This window comes from Acidovorax sp. SUPP3334 (assembly GCF_030159055.1).
Classification (GTDB): Bacteria; Pseudomonadota; Gammaproteobacteria; order Burkholderiales; family Burkholderiaceae_C; genus Paracidovorax.
Genome location: NZ_BQXQ01000024.1, coordinates 1 through 21558, shown reverse-complemented (window position 1 = coordinate 21558; position 21558 = coordinate 1). Strand labels below are relative to the sequence as shown.

18 protein-coding genes and 1 pseudogene are annotated in these 21558 nt (G+C 63.5%); 15 read left to right on the top strand and 4 right to left on the bottom strand.

The annotated features are described in order from the left end of the window. Nucleotides 1-20 precede the first annotated feature (20 nt). The 4 genes and pseudogenes from AVHM3334_RS14585 to AVHM3334_RS14570 all read right to left on the bottom strand — a co-directional run. Nucleotides 21-1221 (bottom strand): annotated as a pseudogene (locus AVHM3334_RS14585) (gamma-glutamyltransferase); the annotation flags it as partial. A gap of 268 nt (nt 1222-1489) precedes the next feature. After that, nucleotides 1490-3130 (bottom strand): alkaline phosphatase D family protein, encoded by a 1641-nt coding sequence (locus AVHM3334_RS14580; protein ID WP_284413407.1) that lies wholly within the window; start codon nt 3128-3130, stop codon nt 1490-1492. Nucleotides 3131-3213: 83 nt separating this feature from the next. Then, the gene (locus AVHM3334_RS14575; RefSeq protein ID WP_284413405.1) at nt 3214-4746 is read right to left on the bottom strand and encodes a GGDEF domain-containing protein; all 1533 of its coding nucleotides are present in this window, start codon (nt 4744-4746) and stop codon (nt 3214-3216) included. Nucleotides 4747-4878: 132 nt separating this feature from the next. Continuing rightward, complete coding sequence (locus tag AVHM3334_RS14570) at nt 4879-5853, bottom strand: NADPH:quinone oxidoreductase family protein (RefSeq protein WP_284413403.1); 975 nt, start codon at nt 5851-5853, stop codon at nt 4879-4881. A gap of 163 nt (nt 5854-6016) precedes the next feature. Between AVHM3334_RS14570 and surE the strand changes: the two genes are divergently transcribed. The 15 genes from surE to der all read left to right on the top strand — a co-directional run bounded on the left by surE (nt 6017) and on the right by der (nt 21435). Continuing rightward, a complete protein-coding gene (gene surE, locus AVHM3334_RS14565) occupies nt 6017-6820 on the top strand; it encodes a 5'/3'-nucleotidase SurE (protein ID WP_284413401.1) in 804 nt (267 codons plus the stop codon). Beyond that, nucleotides 6817-7584 (top strand): protein-L-isoaspartate(D-aspartate) O-methyltransferase, encoded by a 768-nt coding sequence (locus AVHM3334_RS14560; RefSeq protein WP_284413399.1) that lies wholly within the window; start codon nt 6817-6819, stop codon nt 7582-7584. Before surE ends, AVHM3334_RS14560 begins: the two co-directional genes overlap by 4 nt. A gap of 11 nt (nt 7585-7595) precedes the next feature. Beyond that, nucleotides 7596-8480, top strand: coding sequence for a peptidoglycan DD-metalloendopeptidase family protein (locus AVHM3334_RS14555; RefSeq protein WP_284413397.1), 885 nt, complete (start codon nt 7596-7598; stop codon nt 8478-8480). Then, nucleotides 8477-9496 (top strand): RluA family pseudouridine synthase, encoded by a 1020-nt coding sequence (locus AVHM3334_RS14550; RefSeq protein ID WP_502869914.1) that lies wholly within the window; start codon nt 8477-8479, stop codon nt 9494-9496. Before AVHM3334_RS14555 ends, AVHM3334_RS14550 begins: the two co-directional genes overlap by 4 nt. A gap of 149 nt (nt 9497-9645) precedes the next feature. Then, nucleotides 9646-10419 carry an SMC-Scp complex subunit ScpB gene (gene scpB, locus AVHM3334_RS14545; RefSeq protein WP_284413395.1) on the top strand — a complete coding sequence of 258 codons (774 nt, stop codon included), beginning with the start codon at nt 9646-9648 and terminating at the stop codon, nt 10417-10419. Continuing rightward, nucleotides 10416-11861: a pseudouridine synthase gene (locus AVHM3334_RS14540; RefSeq protein WP_284413393.1), complete on the top strand. Its 1446-nt coding sequence runs from the start codon at nt 10416-10418 to the stop codon at nt 11859-11861. The genes scpB and AVHM3334_RS14540 overlap by 4 nt, the downstream gene beginning before the upstream one ends. A 98-nt stretch (nt 11862-11959) precedes the next feature. Next, nucleotides 11960-12385, top strand: a complete 426-nt coding sequence (gene ndk / locus AVHM3334_RS14535) for a nucleoside-diphosphate kinase (RefSeq protein ID WP_284413391.1) — start codon at nt 11960-11962, stop codon at nt 12383-12385. A gap of 87 nt (nt 12386-12472) precedes the next feature. Next, nucleotides 12473-13594: a dual-specificity RNA methyltransferase RlmN gene (gene rlmN, locus AVHM3334_RS14530; protein WP_284413389.1), complete on the top strand. Its 1122-nt coding sequence runs from the start codon at nt 12473-12475 to the stop codon at nt 13592-13594. Between the two features lie 186 nt (nt 13595-13780). Next, nucleotides 13781-14614, top strand: a complete 834-nt coding sequence (pilW, locus tag AVHM3334_RS14525; RefSeq protein WP_502869917.1) for a type IV pilus biogenesis/stability protein PilW — start codon at nt 13781-13783, stop codon at nt 14612-14614. Next, nucleotides 14607-15533: a helix-turn-helix domain-containing protein gene (locus AVHM3334_RS14520; protein WP_284413385.1), complete on the top strand. Its 927-nt coding sequence runs from the start codon at nt 14607-14609 to the stop codon at nt 15531-15533. The genes pilW and AVHM3334_RS14520 overlap by 8 nt, the downstream gene beginning before the upstream one ends. 32 nt (nt 15534-15565) lie before the next feature. Next, a complete protein-coding gene (gene ispG, locus AVHM3334_RS14515) occupies nt 15566-16810 on the top strand; it encodes a flavodoxin-dependent (E)-4-hydroxy-3-methylbut-2-enyl-diphosphate synthase (RefSeq protein ID WP_284413487.1) in 1245 nt (414 codons plus the stop codon). Between the two features lie 143 nt (nt 16811-16953). Continuing rightward, nucleotides 16954-18219 (top strand): histidine--tRNA ligase, encoded by a 1266-nt coding sequence (gene hisS / locus AVHM3334_RS14510; RefSeq protein ID WP_284413486.1) that lies wholly within the window; start codon nt 16954-16956, stop codon nt 18217-18219. Between the two features lie 12 nt (nt 18220-18231). After that, complete coding sequence (locus AVHM3334_RS14505) at nt 18232-18912, top strand: YfgM family protein (RefSeq protein WP_284413383.1); 681 nt, start codon at nt 18232-18234, stop codon at nt 18910-18912. A gap of 11 nt (nt 18913-18923) precedes the next feature. Continuing rightward, nucleotides 18924-20078 (top strand): outer membrane protein assembly factor BamB, encoded by a 1155-nt coding sequence (gene bamB / locus AVHM3334_RS14500; RefSeq protein ID WP_284413381.1) that lies wholly within the window; start codon nt 18924-18926, stop codon nt 20076-20078. Between the two features lie 13 nt (nt 20079-20091). Beyond that, entirely contained in the window at nt 20092-21435 is a 1344-nt protein-coding gene (gene der / locus AVHM3334_RS14495) for a ribosome biogenesis GTPase Der (RefSeq protein ID WP_284413484.1), read from the top strand. Nucleotides 21436-21558: the final 123 nt, after the last annotated feature.

The following is a 21558-nucleotide window of genomic DNA, read 5'->3' as shown; positions in this document are numbered from 1 at the left end:
GCCTGCCGCGCAGGCGGCTTTCAGTGCCCCATCACCACGCCTTCGCGGCGCGGGTCGGCGCCGCCCAGCCACATGGGCTGGCCGTGCACTTCGGCGCGGGTGATGGCCTGCAGGCCGCTGGTCATGTTCATCTCGCGCACCTCGGCACCCCGGGCGCGCAGGGCTTGCACGGTGGCCGGCGGGAAGCGCTTTTCCTCCAGCATCGTCGGGCCGTTGAGCGAGCCGAAGTTGGGCAGGTTGATGGCCTGCTGCGGCATCAACCCCCAATTGAAGATGCCGTAGAGCGTCTTGGCCGTGTAGTGGATGATGAGCGCGCCGCCGGGGCTGCCGCCGCTCATCACCACCTGGCCGGTCTGCTTGTCGAACACCAGCGTGGGCGCCATCGAAGAGCGCGGGCGCTTGCCGGGTTCCATGCGGTTGGCGATGGGCTGGCCCTGCGCATGCCAGGTCGGCCAGCGCGAGGCGGCCGGGGTTGGTCGGGTGGCCCTGCACCTTGGCGACGATGGCCTGGGCCACTTCACCTTCGAGCAGCGCCTTGGAGCCGTTGCGAGCGATGTCCTTGAGCACGGCCGCCAGTTCGGGGTTCTTGAGCACATGGCCCACGGGCCAGGGTTTGTCGGCTGCGTCGAAGAAGTACGCACGCGCGGTCGGGTCCTGGGCCAGGTATTTTTCGTCGGCCAGCAGCGTGTTCAGGCGCGGGCTCACCTTGAAGCCGCTTTCCGCCAACTGGATGGCCGGCTGGAACAGCGATGCCCAGGGCAGCTTGCCGTGCTCCTTGTGCGCCAGCTCCAGCATGCGCACCGCGCCGGGCGTGCCCACCGAGCGGCCCCCGACGACGCCGTCGTAGAAAGCGACCGGCTTGCCGCCCGGCCCGAGAAACAGGTTTTCATTGGCGGCAGCCGGGGCCGTTTCGCGGCCGTCGTAGGCCTCGACCTTGCTGCCGCTCGAGTGCAGCAGAAAGGCCCCGCCACCGATGCCGCTCGACTGCGGCTCGACCAGCGTGAGCACCATCTGCACCGCGATGGCAGCATCGATGGCCGAGCCTCCGGCCTTGAGAACCTGGTAGCCCGCGTCGCTGGCGAGCGGATTGGCGGCAGCGACGGCGAACTTCTGCGTCGCCCAGCCGGGCTTTTCGGTGTAGCCGGAGGCGGCTTCGGGCTGGTCGGGCTGGCTGGGTGGCGTGTAGCTCAGCCGGGGGCTGGTGCCGCAGGCCGCGAGGAGAGCGCCGCGGCAGCCAGAATGGCCAGCCTTGCGGCGGGCAGATGCTTGTTGTTCATGGCGGTCTCCCTGTTTGAGGTGGGCGCCATGGTAAGGCGCAGGGCGGGCTTGGGACGCGGGTGCTACACCCGGCTACCCGATGGCCGGGAGAGGACGCGCCCAAGGCGATGCGCTGCAATGGCTTTGAGAGTGTTTTAGGGCTCCAGCACAATAAATACGGCGGCATATTGCTATCAATTAAATAGCAAATGTGTGAGAAGAATGCATGGGTTCAGAGATCCCGCACGGGCCCCGCGCGGCGGTCTTCCACGACGAAACGGGCCTGGGTGGACGCGCCGCTGTCGGCCCGCAGCGGATCGTCCACCGTGCGCAGCGTGTTCGTCCACCGGCCCGGCGTGACGTCGGCCATTCCCCAGCCGCGCTGGTCGCATCGCGCGAGCAGCACATGCGGGTTGTGGCGGGCGATGGCATCCAACTTCTCTTGCGTGGTGCTGGAGCGCGAACTGATGGAGGTGCTGCAAAACTCGCTGGCCAGGATGCGGGCCGAGCGGCCGGCAGGAGCGGATGCGGGTGCGGATGCGGAGCTTGCCTCTTCGGGCGGCGCGAATACGTTGCACACATAGTTCTGGTGAATGTCGCCTCCCAGCAGCACGGTATTGCGGGGCGCATGCCGGGCCAATGACTCCAGCAGCCGCTGCCGAGCGGCAGGGTAGCCGTCCCAGCTGTCGGCCGATTGCACGCCGGAAGGGTAGTGGCGCTGCGAAAACAACGTCTGCTGCGCGATCACGCTCCAACGGGTGCCGCTGCCGTCGGCGCTGCCCCGGCTGTCGGCCGCCAGGCCCGCGTCCAGCCAGCGCTCCTGCGCGGCACCCAGAAAGCTGCGCTGCGGGGCCTGCAGCTCGGCGCAGTCGGCAGGCAGCACGGTGCCCGCACCGCTGGAGCCTTCGGCCCGGCAGGCCTGGCGGTCGCGGAACTGGCGGGCGTCCAGCAGGTGGATGTTCGCCAGCCGCCCCCACGGCAGTGCGCGATACACCTGCAGCGCGCCGAATCCGCTGGCGGCCAGGCTCGCCGCGCGCAGCGGCGTGTGCTCGTAGAAGGCCTGCCATGCGGCCGTGCGCATCGCCATGAAGTCGGCCGCATCGCCCAGTCCATGGGCGCCCGTGTAGTCGTTTTGCACCTCGTGGTCGTCCCAGGTGCTTGCCCAGGGGCAGATCGCGTGCGCGGCCTGCAGCGCGGGGTCGCTTTTGTGCAGCGCGTACCGGTCGCGGTAGTCGGCCAATGTCTGCGCCAGGCGCAGGCCGTGCACGCGCGCCAGCCCGGCGGGGTCCTTGGGGCTCGCGTATTCGTACATGTAGTCGCCCAGGAACAGCACCAGGTCCGGCGCCTGGCGGCAGACGTCGTTCCACGCGGCGTAGTGGCCGTGTTCCCAGCGCTGGCACGACGCGAATGCGATGCGCAGGCGCGGTTCCAGTTCGCCCGGCGCAGGCGCGGTGCGCGTGCGGCCGGTGGCGCTGACGGCATCGCCCAGCAGGAACCGGTAGTGGTACCAGCGTCCAGGGGCGAGGCCCTGCAGTTCGACATGCACGCTGTGGGCAAACTCGGGCAACGCGGCGGCCGTGCCGCGCTGCACGATGCGGCGAAAGGCGTCGTCGTGCGCCACCTCCCACCGCACGGGGATCGGGCGGCTCCATGCGCCGGGCTCGGCGGGCATCAGGCGGGTCCACAGGACCATGCCGTCGGGCGAAGGGTCGCCGCTGGCCACGCCCAGCGCGAACGGGTCGTGCCGCGCGTCGCCTTGCCTGGCCATCGCCCATCGGGGCCAGGCGGCGGCGCTGGCCGCCCAGGCCGCTCGCTGCAGCATGCCCCGGCGCGAGAGCGAGGTGGGTGACGAGTTGGAAGGCGGGGGTGTCATGGGCAGGCGGGCTGGATACAGCCGGAGCAATGTTGAAGGCGAAAAGATAACCGATAACCGAGCGGTCAGGCGGCCGGCCCGGCTCAGGAGGCCATGACCCGGTTCTTGCCCGCGCGTTTGGCCAGGTACATGCCCTGGTCGGCGCGGCGTATGGCGTCGGTGCTGCTTTCCTTGTCGGCCAACTGGGCCACGCCCGCGCTGAAGGTGATGAGCACTTTCTCGCGGTCTTTCAGGAAGTATCGGGTGGTCAGCTCGCGCTGCAGCCGCGTCATGGCTTCCACGCCCTGGGTCAGGGCGGTGTCGGGCAGCACCAGCACGAACTCCTCCCCGCCGTAGCGTGCCAGCATGTCCTGCGGCCGCATCACCTCGCGCGTCACACCGGCCAGGTGCACCAGCGCTTCGTCGCCGGCCGTGTGGCCCAGTCGGTCGTTGATGAGCTTGAAGTTGTCCACGTCCAGCAGGGCCACGCACAGGGGGGAGCCGTTGCGCACGGCGCGGGCGATTTCGCGCTCCATCACCTCGTCCAGCCCCTTGCGGTTGAGCGAGCCGGTGAGCGGGTCGTGGCGGGCCTGGGCACTCGCGCGGTCCAGCTCTTCCTGCAGCTTGGCGATCTCTGCATGGCGGGCGTCGGATCGCTCGCGCAGGTCCTGCAATTCGTCGCGCGCGACCCGGCTGTCCAGCGCCATGGAACGCGTGGCGCTCATCACCTCTTCGAGCAGTGGCGTGATTTCCTGCAGGCTGGTGGCCTGGCCGATGCGCTCGGCGCAGTGCTCCATCTTGTCGTGGTACGTGCTGCTGGAGGCCGTGATCTGCACCAGCCTTTCGATGAAGGTGGCCAGCAGCTCCTTCATCTGTTCCTGCGCCTGCACGGTGCGTTCCTTGGCCTCGGTCTGCTTGAAGATCACATCCTTCAGGCGCCGCTGCACTTCGTCCAGGCGGCGCAGCGTGAGCGGCGGCGTGGAGGCGGCCATCAGCGCCTCGACCTGGCCCTGCAGCCAGCGGTCGTCCTGGCTCAGCACGGAGATGTTCTCGAACAGCATGTGCAGCAACTCGAGCAGGCTGGAGCGGATGGCGGCCTGGTCTTCGGTGGCGAACGACACCCGGTAGCTGAAGTTGTTCAGCATCAGTCCGAAGGTGGAGATCGGCGGCGAAGGCTGGCGCAGGAAATTCGTGAGCTGGGCCGCCAGTTCGAGCACCCGCGCATCGTCTTCGCCCAGGGCGGGCAGGGTGTTGTCGATGAGGCGGGCCAGTTGCTCGGTCAATTCCTCGGGCAGGTGCGTGGCGGCGGTGGGCTCTGCCGCAGCGCTGGCTGGTGCGGCCGCGATGCTGGCCAACCCCAGGTTCGCATAGCCCACGAACACGCTCTGCAACTGGGTCCAGTCGCTGTTTTCGATGGCCGATTCCAGCTGTCCCAGCAATCGCTTCTGGCCCGGCGTCTGGCCGGGCAGCACACGCAGGATGTGGCGCAGCGGTCCTTGCGGAAAAGGGGGTACGCTGGGGTTTCCAGCGATTTCGTCGTAGAGCGCCTGGTAGTTGTCAGGCGTCGGCGGCAAACGGCGCGCGGCCAGTTGCTTGAGGGTTTCTCGCGCGATTTCGGAAGGGGGGCGTTCGGCCATCTGGCGTGCACGGAAGGGCAAAGATGCGCGAGTGTGACAGACGGCGCACCGCTTGAACAGGCGCCGGCAGCCGGGCCGGGCGCACGCGCGTGCGCCGCGCCGAGCCCGGCGCTTGCAGCGGCAGCAGGCCGGTCAGTTCACCATCACGAGCTTGCCCATCACGCTGCGCGATCCCATGTGCGCATAGGCGGCGGGCAGTTGCGCCATCGGCATGGTGCGGTCGATCACCGGCTTGATCGCACCTTCGCCGTACCAGGCGGCCAGCTCCGCCATCATGGCGGCGTTGGCCTGCCGCTCGCGCTTGGAGAACTCGCCCCAGAACACGCCCACGATCGAGGCGCCCTTGAGCAGCGCCAGGTTCAGCGGCAGCGCTGGGATGGGCCCCGAGGCGAAACCCACCACCAGATAGCGGCCGCGCCAGGCGATCGAACGGAACGCCGGTTCGGTGAAGTCCCCGCCCACCGGGTCGTAGATGACATCCGGCCCCTTGCCGTCGGTCAGCGACTTGATCGCCTCGCGCAGGTTCTCCTCGGTGTAATTGATGACGGCATCTGCGCCCACGGACACGCACAGCTTGCATTTTTCTTCGGTCGAGGCCGCCGCGATCACGCGGGCGCCCATCTTCTTGGCGATCTGGATGGCGGCGGTGCCCACGCCACCGGCCGCCCCGAGCACCAATACCGTTTCGCCGGCCTTCAGTTGCGCGCGGTCCACCAGCGCATGGTGCGACGTGGCGTAGATCATGATGAATGCGGCCGCATCCACGTGCGAGAAGCCTTCGGGCAGCGGCATGCAGAGCGCTGCTGGCGCGACGGCATGCGTGCCGAAGCCGCCGGTGCCGGTCAGGCAGGCCACGCTCTGGCCCGGGCGCAGGTGCGTGACGCCTTCACCCACGGCCTCCACCACGCCGGCGTATTCCGAGCCCGGCACGAAGGGCAGGGGGGGCTTCATCTGGTATTTGTTCTGCACGATGAGCAGATCGGGGAAGTTCAGGCTGGCGGCCTTGATCGCGATCAGCACCTCGCCGGCCTTCGGCGCGGGCGTGGGCAGTTCGGTCCAGGCCAGGGCGTCGACGCCCGTCGGGTTGGTGCAAAGCCAAGCGTGCATGGGGAAGTCTCCTGTCGGTGTGGCCGCATGATAGGCGCGGGCAGGCGGGGTCCGAGTCCCAGGAGCGACGGCCGCCTGCCGTGCGGCCCGCAGGGAGCACGACAGGCGGCCGGTTCATGTCGGACGCGGCCTACAATCGCGCGCACCCTGCTTCCTGCCATCCATGAAGATCCTCATATCCAACGACGACGGTTACCAGGCACCCGGTATCGTGGCGCTGCACGATGCGCTCAAGACCATCGCGGACGTCGAGGTGGTGGCCCCTGAGCACAACAACAGCGCCAAATCTAATGCGCTCACGCTGCATTCGCCGCTGTACGTGCATCAGGCCGCCAACGGCTTTCGGTATGTGAACGGCACGCCGGCCGACTGCGTGCACATCGCGCTCACCGGCCTGCTGGGTTACCGGCCCGACCTGGTGGTTTCCGGCATCAACAACGGCGCCAACATGGGCGACGACACCATCTATTCGGGCACCGTCGGCGCCGCCATGGAGGGCTACCTCTTCGGCATCCCGGCCATCGCGTTTTCGCAGGTGGACAAGGGCTGGGGCGAGATCGAGTCCGCCGCCCGCAAAGCCCGCGAGATCGTCGAGCAGATGCAGGCGCAGAACCTGGTGGGCGAGGCGCCGTGGCTTCTCAACGTGAACATTCCCAATCTGCCTTTCGATGCGCTGCGCCCCCTGCGGCTGTGCCGGCTCGGGCGTCGGCATGCGGCCGAGCGCGTCATCGAGCAGCAGAGCCCGCGCGGTGAAGTCATGTACTGGATCGGCGGAGCCGGTGCGGCCAAGGACGACGCCGAGGGCACCGACTTCCATGCCACTGCTCAGGGCCATGTCGCCATCACGCCATTGAAGGTGGACCTGACCGACCATGAGAGCCTCGGCTACTGGGCGCAGACCGCTGCGCGCCTGGCGCCCGCCGCATCGGCCGAGCCCTCCGCACCCGAGGCGGCGCAAGCCCCATGACCCAGCGCCGCCCCGGCTTTCCCGCCCGCATCGACCTTCCTTCGGGCGCCGCACCCCGGCCTGCCTCGCAGCCGGCGCCGCGCCGCGACGCGCCCATGCCGCAGGGCGTGGGGCTGGATTCGGCCGCTGTGCGGGCCCGCATGGTGCAGCGCTTGGCGGCCTCGGGCATTGGCTCGCAGGCAGTTCTGCAGGCCATGGGATCGGTGGAGCGTCACCGGTTCGTGGACACCGCGCTGGTCAACCAGGCCTATGAAGACACCAGCCTGCCGATCGGCCTGGGACAGACCATCTCCAAACCCAGCATAGTGGCCCGCATGACCGAGCTGCTTCTCGGCGCGGAAGGGGCGCGTGCCGGCGGGCTGGGGCGCGTGCTGGAAATCGGCACCGGCTGCGGTTACCAAGCCGCCGTGCTGGGGCGCGTGGCCCGGGAGGTGTACACCATCGAACGCTTGCGCGCGTTGCACGAAAAGGCGCGCGACAACCTGCGCCCCTGGCGCCTCGCGAACGTGCACCTCATCTTCGGCGACGGCACGGTGGGCTATGCGAAGGGCGCGCCGTATGCGGCCATCATCGCCGCGGCAGGCGGCGAGACCCTCCCCCAGGCTTGGATCGAGCAACTCGCCGTGGGTGGCCGCCTCGTGGCGCCCATGGTGGGCGCCGGCGGCCACCAGGTGTTGCTCGTCATCGACAAAACGATGCACGGATTGAAACAGAACGTTTTGGAGGCCGTTCATTTTGTCCCCCTAAAATCGGGGATTGCCTGAAGGGATTGCTTATGTTGGTTACGCGTGGTCTTGTTGGTTGGGGTTCGATGGCGCTGGCGGCCTTGGTGCTGGCCGGTTGCGGCACCCGCGTCAACAGGGCACCGGTGGAAGATCGCGGTACGTCGACTTCCACATCCGCCTCCCAGCCCGGCATGGTGGTCGCTCCTGCGGCCAAGCCTTTGCCCGGTGCTGAAAACGCCGGCAAGCCCGGTTATTACATGGTCAAGCCTGGGGATACCCTCATTCGCATCGGCCTGGAAAACGGCCAAAGCTGGAAAGACATCGCCCGCTGGAACAGCCTGGACAACGCCAATCTCATCGAGGTCGGCCAGGTGCTTCGGGTCGTCGCCCCAGTGGCCACGCCTGCGCCCTCGGTGGCGGGCGATACCGGCGTTGTCACCCGCCCGGTGACCTCCTCGGCCATTGCGCCTGCCACTCCCGCCAGCGGCGCCAAGCCTGGGGGTTCCGCACCGGCAGTCGCTGCGGCACCGGCGCCCAGTCCAGCCCCTGCCACCGGTGGTGGCGAGGACGACATGGCGTTCATCTGGCCTTCGTCGGGCTCGCTGGTGGCGGGGTTCGATGAAGCGCGCAACAAGGGCTACGACATCGGCGGCAAGGCTGGCGACCCCGTCTTGGCCTCCGCGGATGGCCGCGTCGTCTATGCCGGTGCAGGCCTGCGCGGCTACGGCAACCTTGTCATCCTCAAGCACAACAACACCTACCTGACGGCCTATGCCCATAACCAGACCCTGCTGGTGAAGGAAGACCAGACGGTGCGCCGCGGCCAGAAGATCGCAGAGATGGGCAGCTCCGACACCGACCGGGTCAAGCTGCACTTCGAGATCCGGCGCCAGGGCAAGCCGGTGGATCCGTCCCGTTACCTGCCCGCGCGTTGATCACGCAGCCCTCCGGTACCGGCACACCCCTGGAGGGTGAAGCCGGCGCCGATGAACTGGAAGACGCTGCGGCCGAGGCCGTACCGGAGATTCGCCAGTTCTCCATCGGCGAAGCGCAGCACGGCGTGCGCCTGGACCGGGCGCTGGCCGATCAGGTGCCCGAGTTCTCGCGCAGCTATCTCCAGCAACTGCTGGCGCAGGGCAGCGTAACGCTGAACGGGCACGCCGCAGGCAAGCCCGCCTCCCGCGTCAAGGCGGGAGATGTGGTCGCCGTGGAGATGCAGCCGACCCAGCAGAGCCAGGCGTTCCGGCCCGAGCCGATGCCCATTGACGTGGTGTTCGAGGACGCGCACCTGCTGGTCATTCACAAGCCCGCCGGGCTGGTCGTGCATCCGGCCCCCGGCAACTGGAGCGGCACGCTGCTGAACGGCCTGCTAGCCCGCGATCCGAAAGCGCTGCTCGTGCCGCGGGCCGGCATCGTCCACCGGCTCGATAAGGACACCAGCGGCTTGATGGTCGTGGCGCGCGAGCGGGGCGTGATGGATTCGCTGGTGCGCATGATCGCTGCCCGCGAGGTCAGTCGGCAATACCTGGCCATCGGCCATCGGCCTTGGAGCGGGCCTGAACAGCGGGTTGTCGAAGGCGGTATCGGCCGCGACCCCCGCAATCGCCTGCGCATGGCGGTGGTGGACCTGGCCACGCAATCCGGCAAGCCATCACGCACGGACATCGCCCTGCTCGACAGTGGCGATGCGGCATGCCTTGTACGCTGCACCCTGCACACAGGGCGGACCCACCAGATACGGGTGCACATGGCATCGCTGCGCCACCCTCTCGTGGCGGACGCGGTGTACGGCGGCGAAGAGGCTGCGGGCCTGAGCCGGCAGGCATTGCATGCCTACCGGCTGGCCTTCACCCACCCGGTGACCGGCGAGGCCATGCAGTTCCATGCACCCCTGCCGGCCGACATGGAAAACGCTCTGGATTTTTGGGGCCTGAGCTACAATCCCGCCTAGCGGCTGTACCAGCCGACTCGCCCGCATGTGCACACTGCAGGGCTGGGAGCGGCACCAAGGTCTTTGCGTGCCGTCCCGCTGAACGATCCCTTTTACAGGCCTGGCGCCCGTTGCTGCACGCGGCGCCCTTTCCCCGCAATTGCTGAACCATGAATACGGTGGACGCCAAACGGGTCCTTGAAACCGCGCTGATCTGCGCTCCGCAACCGGCAACCCTGCGCGAGTTGCGAACGCTGTTCAACGACGCTCTGGGAACCGATACCCTGAAGACGATCCTGCTGGAGCTCCAGCAGGATTGGGCATTGCGGGGCGTTGAACTGGTTCAGGTCGCGACCGGCTGGCGGTTTCAGAGCCGCCCAGAGATGCGCGAATACCTGGATCGGCTTCATCCTGAGAAGCCTCCCCGGTACACGCGCGCCACCATGGAAACGCTGGCCATCATCGCGTACCGCCAGCCAGTGACGCGGGGCGACATCGAAGACATTCGCGGCGTGACCGTGAACAGTCTGATCATCAAGCAGCTGGAAGACCGCGGCTGGGTGGAAGTCATCGGCCATCGGGAAACCGTGGGCCGGCCTGCGTTGTTCGCCACCACCCGCCAGTTCCTGGATGATCTGGGCCTGCAATCGCTGGACCAGTTGCCGGTGATGGAAAATCCTGCTGCGCAAGCCAGCGTGTTCGAAGCGCTCGGGCCCGGCGGGTCATTGCTGCCGGACGAGACGGTGGCTGCGGCCGAGGCAGGCGAAGGGGCGGGGCCCGTGTCTGATGCGCCATCTCCGCCAGAAGATGCCGAAGCTGATCCTGCGACAGCGGCGCCCCCAGACATTGCGGCGCCGCAACCCCCCACAAGGGAAGACGTGCCGGTATCCAGGCACGAGAAATCACAAGACGCCGCTAACGGCACACCAGAGAGCCTTCCATGAACGATCCTATTTCCGACCCCTCCGACGACCAGCCTGCAACGCATGTCGATCAGGAAGCTGGTGCGAAGAAGCCCACGGCCCGCAAGCCGCCTCGCAAGAAGGCGCCTCCAGAGGCTGAGGCTGCCGCGGCCGTGCCGCAGGAGGTTTCTGCAGGCTCGCTGTCCCCCGAGGCGATCGACAACGATGCAGCGCAGGCAAATTCCCCTCCTGCCAAGGCAGAACCTGTGGCGCCTGCGCCCATCAAGCCTTCGCGCAAGCCGCCGGCGCGTGAGCCGGGCGGACGGACCACCGCCGGATATCAGTTCGCCGACGTGGTGTCTGGCCAGCTCGACGAAGACGAGACGGTGGCCGATGCGGTCCCCGCCCGGCGCGTTTTGTTGCCCCAGGTGGAAACACCCAAGTTGCACAAGGTGCTGGCGCAGGCAGGCCTGGGGTCTCGCCTCGAAATGGAGCAGTTGATTCTTGAGGGCCGCATTTCGGTCAACAACGAACCAGCGCACATCGGGCAGCGGGTGCAGTTCGGTGACCAGGTGAAGGTCAACGGCCGCCCGATTCGCTACCGCATCGATCCCCCTCCAGCACGGGTGATCGCCTATCACAAGCCCGCAGGCGAGGTGGTCACGCATGACGACCCGCAAAACCGGCCCACTGTGTTTCGCAAGCTGCCGCGGCTGGTCCATGGCAAGTGGCAATCCGTGGGACGACTGGATCTGAACACCGAAGGCCTGTTGCTTTTCACGAGTTCTGGCGAACTGGCGAACCAGCTGATGCACCCCCGCTTCGGCCTGGAGCGCGAATATGCCGTGCGTGTGCTGGGTGCACTCAGCAACGAGGAAAAGCAGCGCTTGCTCGATGGCGTGCAACTGGATGACGGCATGGCCGCCTTCGGCTCCATCGAGGACGGCGGTGGCGAAGGCTCCAATTGCTGGTACCGGGTGACCATTTCCGAGGGGCGCAACCGCGAAGTTCGTCGCATGCTCGAAGCGGTGGGCCACGCCGTGAGTCGTCTCATCCGCATTCGCTATGGGGCCATGATGCTTCCCCGTGGGCTCAAGCGTGGCGCGTGGCTGGAACTGGACGAACGTGACATTCGTGCGCTCATGCAGGCAGTGGGAGCCAACAAGACTCCCCGGGAGCCCAGTGAAGCGCCTGCGGGTAATGCTGCCGACCGCAAAAGTGGCCTGCGCAGGGGCGGCCCCCGCGGTCGCAATGTGGGCAGCGGTCCGCGCGATGCGTCCGTGCCGCCCGCGCGCAAATCAGGCTACGGCCAAGGCGCGGGACGTGGCAAGGATGGCGCACCCGGCAATCGCCAGGGTGGTGGCGGCGCCAGCAGCCAGCCAGATCCCATGAAAACATCGGTCGGCTATATCGGAACGGACAGTCTGTCTCGCTACCGCCAGGACCAAAAGCGCAACGGTCCTCCCCGTCGCGGCGGACGCTGATCATTCGTAAATTGGGGACAAATGGGCCCAGTTAGAATCGAGAGCTTTGTCCGCAGGGCAAAAAATCAAATCAACCACCACTCTCCAGGAAAATCAACATGGCTATCGAACGCACTCTCTCCATCATCAAGCCCGACGCAGTTGCCAAGAACGTCATCGGCCAGATCTACGCCCGTTTCGAAGCTGCCGGCCTGAAAGTGGTCGCAGCGCGCATGGCCCACCTGTCGCGCCTGGAAGCCGAGCAGTTCTACGCGGTCCACAAAGAGCGTCCTTTCTTCAAGGACCTGGTGGACTTCATGATCTCCGGCCCTGTGATGATCCAGGCGTTGGAAGGCGAAAACGCCATCCTGAAAAACCGTGAACTGATGGGCGCTACGGATCCAAAGAAGGCAGAAGCCGGCACCATTCGCGCCGATTTCGCCGACAGCATCGATGCCAACGCAGTGCACGGTTCCGATGCCAGCGAAACCGCCCAGGCTGAAGTGGCTTTCTTCTTCCCAGGCCTCAACATCTACTCGCGCTGAGATGCGATCCACCCTTGCGCCGGAGCGCTGCCCAGGCCGCGCGCCTCGCGCAGGGGGCGGTGATCGACGTGAACAGCCCTCGCTCCGATGACCACAAACCTCCTCGACTTCGACCTCGATGGTCTGGCTGCTTTTTGTGAGCGGCTGGGGGAGAAGCGTTTTCGGGCGACCCAATTGTTTCGCTGGATTCACCAGCGAGGCGCGCACGATTTTGATCAGATGAGCGATCTGGCCAAGTCGCTGCGCGAAAAACTCAAGTCCTGCGCGCACGTGCAGGCACTGCCCGTCGTGAGCGAGCATGTTTCAGCCGACGGTACCGTGAAGTGGTTGTTCGACGTGGGTGACGGCAACGCCGTCGAAACCGTGTTCATTCCAGAGGACGACCGGGGCACCTTGTGCGTTTCCTCGCAGGCGGGCTGCGCTGTCGGTTGCCGATTCTGCTCGACGGGGCACCAAGGTTTCAGCCGCAATCTGACCACTGGCGAAATCATTGCCCAGTTGTGGTTTACCGAACATGCGCTGCGCCGGCGGCTTGGCCGCGAAGAGCGCGTGATCTCTAACGTGGTCATGATGGGCATGGGCGAGCCCTTGCAGAATTACACGGCCCTTGTGCCCGCCTTGCGTGCGATGCTGGACGACCATGGCTATGGTTTGTCTCGCCGCCGCGTGACTGTATCGACGTCTGGCGTGGTGCCCATGATGGATCGGCTGGCGCAGGATTGTCCAGTTGCGCTGGCGGTATCGCTGCACGCACCCAACGATCCCCTGCGTGACAACCTTGTCCCGTTGAATCGCAAATATCCGCTGCAGGAATTGCTGGATGCTTGCCAGCGGTACTTGGCTCACGCTCCTCGCGACTTCATCACTTTCGAATACTGCATGCTCGACGGTGTGAATGATCAGGCAGAGCATGCCCGCCAGTTGATCGATCTGGTGCGACCGCGCAATGGCCAGGGCGTGCGCTGCAAGTTCAACTTGATCCCCTTCAATCCATTTCCGGCATCCGGCCTGCACCGATCGACCCCTCAGCAAGTCGCGGTTTTCGCCAAGCTGCTGGTTGATGCGGGTATCGTTACGACCGTGCGCAAAACGCGCGGCGACGATATCGACGCTGCGTGCGGCCAACTGGCGGGTGATGTGAAAGACCGCACCCGGGCTGCCGAGCGCATGGCCAAGCAGCGAACCATCATCCTCAAGCCCGTGACGTGATTTTTTCTGTGGCGCTTTTGACAACTCTGGCAGATGCTGCTGTGCTTGCGTTGCCAGAGACAACGCGTTGAGGAGTGGCTGAGTGATGGACAAAGCACCTGTCTTGGTGCGCGCAACGGGACGATCAAACCCCCTTTTTCTGAAAGCTGGCGCATTGCTGTTTTGCTTTTGCGCAGGAGGATCTACATGACGAGATCGGTGGCGGTTTTTCAGCGGCATGCCCGGCTGGCTTTGGCTTTGTGCGTCGCTGCGTTGGGCGCAGCCGGACTTGCCGGGTGCGCAGCACCTGGTGGTGTGAACGCCAGCTCGGGAGGCGCCGAGTACGCCACGCCTTCCGAAGAAACAGAAATTCGCCGCCGCGCCAGGCTGCGATTGGAACTGGCTGCCAATTATCTTGAGATGGGCCAGACCACGGTGGCGCTGGACGAAGTGCGGCAGTCGCTTGTCACCGATCCTTCGTACGGCGACGCCTACAACCTTCGCGGGTTGATTTATCTGCGTCTGGGCGATTTGCCGCTTGCAGAAGACAGCTTCCGACGAGCGATGGGATATCACCCTTCCGAGCCCAATCTTTTGCACAACTACGGCTGGCTCTTGTGCCAGCAACAGAAGTATGCGGAGAGCTATCAATATTTCGAGCGTGCGCTCGCCAGCCGCACCTACACCGCGCGCGGCAAGACGCTGATGGCGCAGGGCCTGTGCCAGGAACGCGCGGGACAGATTGCTGAAGCCGAGCAGACCTTGCTCAAGGCGTACGAGCTGGATGCCGGTAATCCGGTGGTTGGATACAACCTGTCGTCGCTCATGTTTCGGCGTGGTGAGATCAAGCGTTCCCAGTTCTATATTCGCCGGCTCAACAACAGCGAACTTGCCAATGCCGAATCGCTCTGGTTGGGCATGAAGATCGAGCGTGCGCAAGGAGACACGGTGGCGATGCGGCAACTGGCAGAGCAACTTCGCAAGCGTTTTCCGGATTCCAAGGAATTGATGGCTTATGACCGAGGGGCGTTCAATGAATGAGTCGGTGTCGCACGATGCGCAACCCGTGAACGATGAGGTTGGCCCCACGCAGGACAGTGTGGCTGCCGGCATGATGTTGCGGCAGGCCCGTGAGTCGGCCGGTGTGCACATTGCGGACCTGGCTGTCGCCCTCAAGGTGCCCGTGCACAAGTTGGAAGCATTGGAAGCCGGGTATTTCGATGTTTTTCCCGACGTGGTTTTCGTGCGCGCCCTGGCGTCCAGCATGTGCAGGACGTTGAAGGTTGATCCTGCACCCGTGCTGGCGCTGCTGCCGCAGAATCGCCCACCGGCGCTGTCGGCTCATCGTGGCATCAATGCGTCCTTCAAGCCCAGCAATGGTCAGTTGACATCTTCTTCAGGTGCGACGGGGTCCCGTATGGCTGTCATAGCCGTTGTCGCCTTGTTGGTGGCTGCCGCTGTGCTCCTGTTGTGGCCGCATCGTCCTGTCGGCATGGCAGGTGGCGACAGCGCTTCCGACAAAGGCACTTCGCTGGAAACGGTTGGAGATGGCGAAAAAAGCGCCGACTCACTGGCAGGGGCAACTCCTCCTGCTCTTTCTCCCTCCGTCTCCATTACGTCTGCATCTTCGCCCTCCATGTCTGGAGCCTCAAGCGCTGCGGCGAGCGTGGCGCCTGCGACCGATTCTTCCACAGCGTCTTCGCCTGCGGTTGATTCGACAAGCGCGGCGCTGGTGATCCGCACGCGGGGTGAGTCCTGGGTTCAGGTGCGCGGCATGGGTGGAACGACTGTGTTGCAACGGGTCTTGGCTGCCGGCGAAACGGTGACGGTACCCGGCACGCCTCCGTGGTCTGTGATCATCGGTAAGGCCGATGTTACCGACGTGGTGGTGCATGGAAAACCGTTGGAACTCAGAACCGCATCGCGCGAGAACGTTGCCCGATTTGAGGTGAAACCGTGAATCTCTTCTCTACCGCTGATCAACCCATTGCGATGGCATTTCCCTTGCCTCGCCGTTCCCGCCAAGCCCGAATCGCGTGGGGCTCGCGCGTGGTCACGGTGGGGGGCGACGCACCGGTGCGCGTTCAGTCCATGACCAATACCGATACCGTGGATGCGATCGGTACGGCCATCCAGGTCAAGGAGTTGGCACAGGCGGGTTCAGAGTTTGTCCGCATCACTGTGAATACACCCGAGGCTGCGGCCGCGGTGCCTTATATCCGCGAGCAACTGGACCGGATGGGAGAGACCGTTCCGTTGGTGGGCGACTTTCATTACAACGGCCATCGCTTGCTCACTGAGTATCCGGAATGTGCCAAGGCACTCTCCAAGTACCGCATCAATCCTGGCAATGTCGGAAAGGGTGACAAGCGGGACCGCCAATTCGGTCAGATGATCGATGCGGCGATGCGATGGGACAAGGCTGTGCGCATTGGCGTCAACTGGGGCAGTCTCGATCAGGAGTTGCTTGCCGAGTTGATGGATGCCAACAGCCGCCGGCCGTCTCCCTGGGATGCACGTCAGGTGATGTACGAAGCGCTCATCACTTCGGCCATCGAGTCGGCAAAACGTGCTGAAGCGATGGGGTTGAACGGTGACCAGATCATTCTGTCGTGCAAGGTCAGCGGTGTACAAGACTTGGTTTCGGTATACCGAGAGCTGGCTAAACGCTGTGACTATGCACTGCATTTGGGCCTGACCGAAGCGGGCATGGGGACCAAAGGGACGGTGGCATCCACGACTGCGCTGTCCATCCTTTTGCAGGAGGGCATTGGCGACACCATTCGTGTGTCTCTTACCCCTCAGCCGGGAGAGGCGCGCACCCAGGAGGTCGTAGTAGGTTCCGAAATTTTGCAGGCATTGGGATTGCGCATGTTCGTTCCCAGCGTGACTGCTTGTCCCGGTTGCGGACGTACAACCAGCACCACTTTCCAGGAATTGGCGAAGCAGATCGATGATTTCTTGCGGTCGCAAATGCCGGTTTGGAGGCTCAAGTACCCTGGCGTCGAAAAGATCAAGGTAGCGGTGATGGGCTGCATCGTGAACGGTCCGGGCGAAAGCAAACATGCCGACATTGGTATCAGCCTGCCAGGCACCGGGGAGGCTCCCGCAGCCCCCGTCTTCATTGACGGCGAGAAAGCGTTGACCTTGCGCGGTGACAATATCGCGCAGGAATTTCAGCAGCTCGTGGAAAAGTACATTGCCGACCGCTTCAGCACGGCAGTCGTCGCTTCCTGATCCCAGTCGAAGCCTTTTTCGCGTTGCGCTTGGCGCGGGCCATTCCTGCCCAAATCCAGCCATTCAACCAATCGATGCATTCCGTGAGCAACAAGACAACCAATTCGCAACCCAAGACCGGAAAACTCGTGGCCGTCAAGGGGATGAACGACATTCTCCCTCCAGATTCTGCACGTTGGGAATGGCTGGAGGACAAGGTACGTGGGTTGATGGCCCGGTATGCGTATCGCAATATTCGGACCCCTATCGTGGAGCCGACGGCATTGTTCGTGCGGGGTCTGGGAGAGGTCACGGACATCGTCGAAAAGGAGATGTACTCTTTTGAGGATCGGCTCAATGGAGAGCACTTGACTTTGCGGCCCGAAGCAACTGCGGGGGTGGTTCGGGCTGCAGCCGAGCACTCTATGCTGTATGACGGGGGCAAGCGCTTGTACTACATGGGCCCGATGTTCCGGCATGAGCGACCGCAGCGGGGACGCTACCGGCAATTCCACCAGATCGGAGCAGAGGCCATGGGCTTTCACGGTCCGGAGGTCGATGCTGAATTGATTTTGCTGGTCGATGCTTTATGGAAAGAGTTGGGGCTCAAAAATATCCGGCTGGAACTCAACAGCCTTGGGCAGCCCGAGGAGCGCAAGGTCCATCGCTCTGCATTGATCGCTTACTTGGAGGGGCATTCGGATCTTCTGGATGAGGATGCCCGCCGTCGCTTGCACAGCAATCCCCTGCGTATTCTGGACACCAAGAACCCAGCCATGCAAAGCTTGGTGGACGGCGCACCCCAGCTCCTTGATTACCTTGGCGAGGAGTCAAGGCGCCATTTCGATAGCGTGAAAGCGATTCTCGATGCGAATGGCGTCAATTGGACTGTCAACCCGCGGCTGGTCCGTGGAATGGACTACTACAACCTGACGGTCTTTGAGTTCGTCACGGATCAATTGGGCTCGCAGGGCACGATCTGTGGCGGCGGGCGCTATGACTATCTCTTTGAACAAATTGGCGGTAAACCGGCTGCCGCTGTAGGTTGGGCATTGGGAATCGAACGAGTGCTTGAACTGGTGAAAGAGCAAGAAGCGGCTGCTCCTGCTTTGGTCGCTGATGCCTATGCAGTGATTCCTGATGTGGCTTCGTTGCCTCGGGTGATGGCAGTTCTGCAGCGGCTGCGTGCCTCAGGGGTGAGTGTGCAGATGCACAGTCCAGCTGCGGCAGGCGAAGGTATGGGCAGCATGAAATCTCAATTCAAAAAGGCCGATGCCAGCGGATGCAGATATGCACTGATCTTTGGCGCCGATGAGCTTGCTCGCTCCGCAGTGACCGTTAAACCATTGCGAGAAAGCGGCGCTGAGCAGGTGGAGCGGCCGCTGGATGAGCTGCTCGACTGGGCGCCCACTCTACAATCCCCCCGCTAACACGGACCCTACATGGCAAATCACCTCGATCTTGAAGAACAAGAGCAGCTTGACCAACTCAAGCATTTCTGGAACACCTGGGGCACGCTTATCACTGGGCTGCTGGTCCTGGTGTTCGGCGCATTTGCTGCTTGGAATGGATACCAATATTGGCAGAACAGGCAGGCTGCACAGGCCGCCGCGCTTTCCGATGCGGTGGAGACAGCGGCTCAAGCCAAAGACACTGCGCGCTTGGAACAGGCTTTCGGCGACCTCAAGTCACGATATGGCAGTACCACCAAAGCGGGTCAAGCCGGTTTGCTCGTCGCCAAGAGTTTGGCAGAGGCGGGAAATGCAGATGGCGCAAAAGCCGCGCTGACGTGGGTTTCCGAGAATGCATCGGACGAGGGGTACAAGGCGTTGGCCAAACTCCGGTTGGCTGGACTGCTGATGGACCAGAAGGCGTATGACGATGCGTTGAAGCAATTGTCTGGCAGTTTCCCCGCAGAGTTCGATGCGGTCATCGCTGATCGCAAGGGTGATGTGCTGGTATTGCTGGATAAAAAGCAGGAGGCTATCGCTGAGTATCAGCGTGCTTACAAGTCTCTTGAAGAGGGGATCGAGTACCGCAGGTTGGTGGAGGTCAAGCTGAATGCCTTGGGTGTTCAACCTCAACTCTTGGCATCGGCTTCTACCGCGGGAGACGCCAAATGAATCGGGTTCGAATGGATTTATCCGCGAGAAACCTGGGTGCACCACGCACCTTGGCGGTTGCTGCAGCGATCGTCTGCTCCCTCCTGACCGGCTGCTCCCTCTGGAGTGGCCCGTCGAAGCCTAAGCCGGCTGAATTGGGTGCAAATGTGCCAGTGCTTGGCGTGCGCCAAGCATGGACTTCCAAGGTAGGCAACATTGGTCGACTGCCTCTGGACGTTCACGTGAATGGCAGCACCGTCACTCTGGCTTCCGCGGATGGCGTTGTCGCAGCGGTGGACGCTCGCACTGGCGGGGATATTTGGAGGGCCACCCTGGGCACTCCTCTGTCCGCCGGAGTGGGAAGCGACGGAAAGTGGGCCGCCGTGGTCTCTGTCGACAATCAGTTGATCGCCTTGTCCGATGGCCGCGAAATATGGCGCAAGCCGCTCTCGGCTCAGGCGTACACGGCGCCCTTGGTCGCTGGAAATCGCATATTTGTGCTGGCTGCGGATCGTTCAGTCTCCGCTTTCGATGCTGGAACGGGAGTTCGGTTGTGGAATCAGCCCAGGCCGGGCGAACCGCTCGTGTTGCGCCAGTCAGGTGTGTTGACCGCAGTGGGAGATACGCTGGTTGTAGGTTTGTCGGGTCGAATGGTGGGTTTCAATCCCGACAACGGAACAGTTCGTTGGGAAGCACCGCTGGCCAGCCCGAGAGGCACTAACGATGTCGAACGTCTGGTCGAACTCGTGGGGCGCACGAGCCGTGGGGGTGACAATGTTTGCGCACGTGCTTTCGTTTCTACCGTGGGCTGCGTTAACACGATCCGCGGCTCTGTCGTTTGGACACAGCCAGCCAGTGGGACTGAGGGCATCCATGGTGACGACACGACCATCTTCGGGACTGAAAGCAATGGCGTTGTCGTTGCTTGGCGCCGTGCGGATGGCTCCCGCGCTTGGTCGTCAGACCGCCTGCAATACCGCAAGCTGACGGGGCCACTGCTGCTGGGCCGATCGGTCGTGGTGGGTGACGATACGGGTTTGGTGCACCTGCTTTCTCGGGAAGATGGTGCTCCGCTGAACCGCATGGCCACCGATGGTTCTGGTATCGCTGCAGCCCCAGTGGCTGCGGGCGACACCTTAGTGGTCGTCACGCGCAATGGCGGCGTGTATGGCTTCCGTCCAGATTGATGGATCGATCTGGATGAAACCTGTCATTGCTTTGGTTGGCCGCCCGAATGTGGGCAAATCCACGCTTTTCAACCGGCTCACAAAATCGAGAGATGCGATCGTTGCCGACTTCGCCGGTTTAACGCGGGACCGGCATTACGGAAACGGTAAACAGGGCAAGCAAGAGTACATCGTGATCGACACTGGTGGCTTTGAGCCGGATGCAGCCAGCGGCATTTACCGAGAAATGGCCAAACAAACGCAGCAAGCCGTTGCGGAAGCAGACGTCGTCATCTTCGTAGTCGATGCCCGAGCGGGGCTCTCTGCCCAAGACCATGACATCGCCAATTATTTGCGTCGCCTCGGAAAGCCTTGCCTTCTGGTGGGCAACAAGGCTGAAGGGATGCGTGAAGGCGTGCAGCTGGTCGAGTTCTATGAATTGGGGCTTGGTGAGATTTATCCCATATCGGCAGCGCATGGGCAGGGCATCCGCAGTCTGGTTGAATTGGCTTTGGAGCCCCTGAACCTTCCAGATCCGGACGAGGATGCTGATACCGAAGACAAGAGCATCATCAAATTGGCGGTTGCTGGGCGGCCTAATGTTGGCAAATCCACGTTGATCAATACTTGGCTGGGCGAGGAGCGTCTCGTCGCGTTCGATATGCCTGGAACCACTCGTGACGCCATCTCTGTGCCGTTTGAGCGAAACGGCCAGCGCTTCGAATTGGTCGACACGGCAGGCCTGCGCCGCAAAGGTAAGGTGTTTGAAGCCATCGAGAAATTCTCGGTCGTGAAAACGCTGCAGGCGATCGAGTCTGCCAATGTGGTGCTGCTTCTCTTGGATGCCACTCAAGGCGTCACCGACCAAGATGCGCACATTGCCGGATACATCCTTGAAAGCGGTCGCGCGGTGGTCGTGGCGATCAATAAGTGGGATGCGATCGATGACTATGGACGCCAACTGCTGGAGCGGTCCATCGAGACGCGGTTGTCGTTCCTCAAGTTTGCATCCTTGCATTTCATTTCTGCAAAGAAGCGCCAAGGGTTGGGCCCGCTATGGAGTTCCGTTATTCAGGCGCATAAAGCAGCAATGTGCAAAATGTCTACGCCCGTATTGACCCGACTTCTATTGGAGGCTGTGCAATTCCAAACCCCCAAGCGATCGGGTATGTTCCGGCCTAAGTTGCGGTATGCGCACCAAGGAGGCATGAATCCCCCTGTGATTGTGATCCACGGCAATTCCTTGGAACATGTCACAGAGGCGTATAAACGGTTTCTGGAGGGCCGCTTCCGCAAGGAGTTCGACTTGGTAGGGACACCTCTTCGAATCGAGCTGAAGACCTCTCACAATCCTTTTTCTGACAAGAGCGATCACTAGCTGTGATGTCTCAATAGGTTGTTCACCCGAATGGGTCTGGGAAACTGGAGTTAACACGCTTCAGAGTCACAGAGGGATCCCACCGGATGAACAGCCATAAGAATGCCAGATTGACATTGGAAG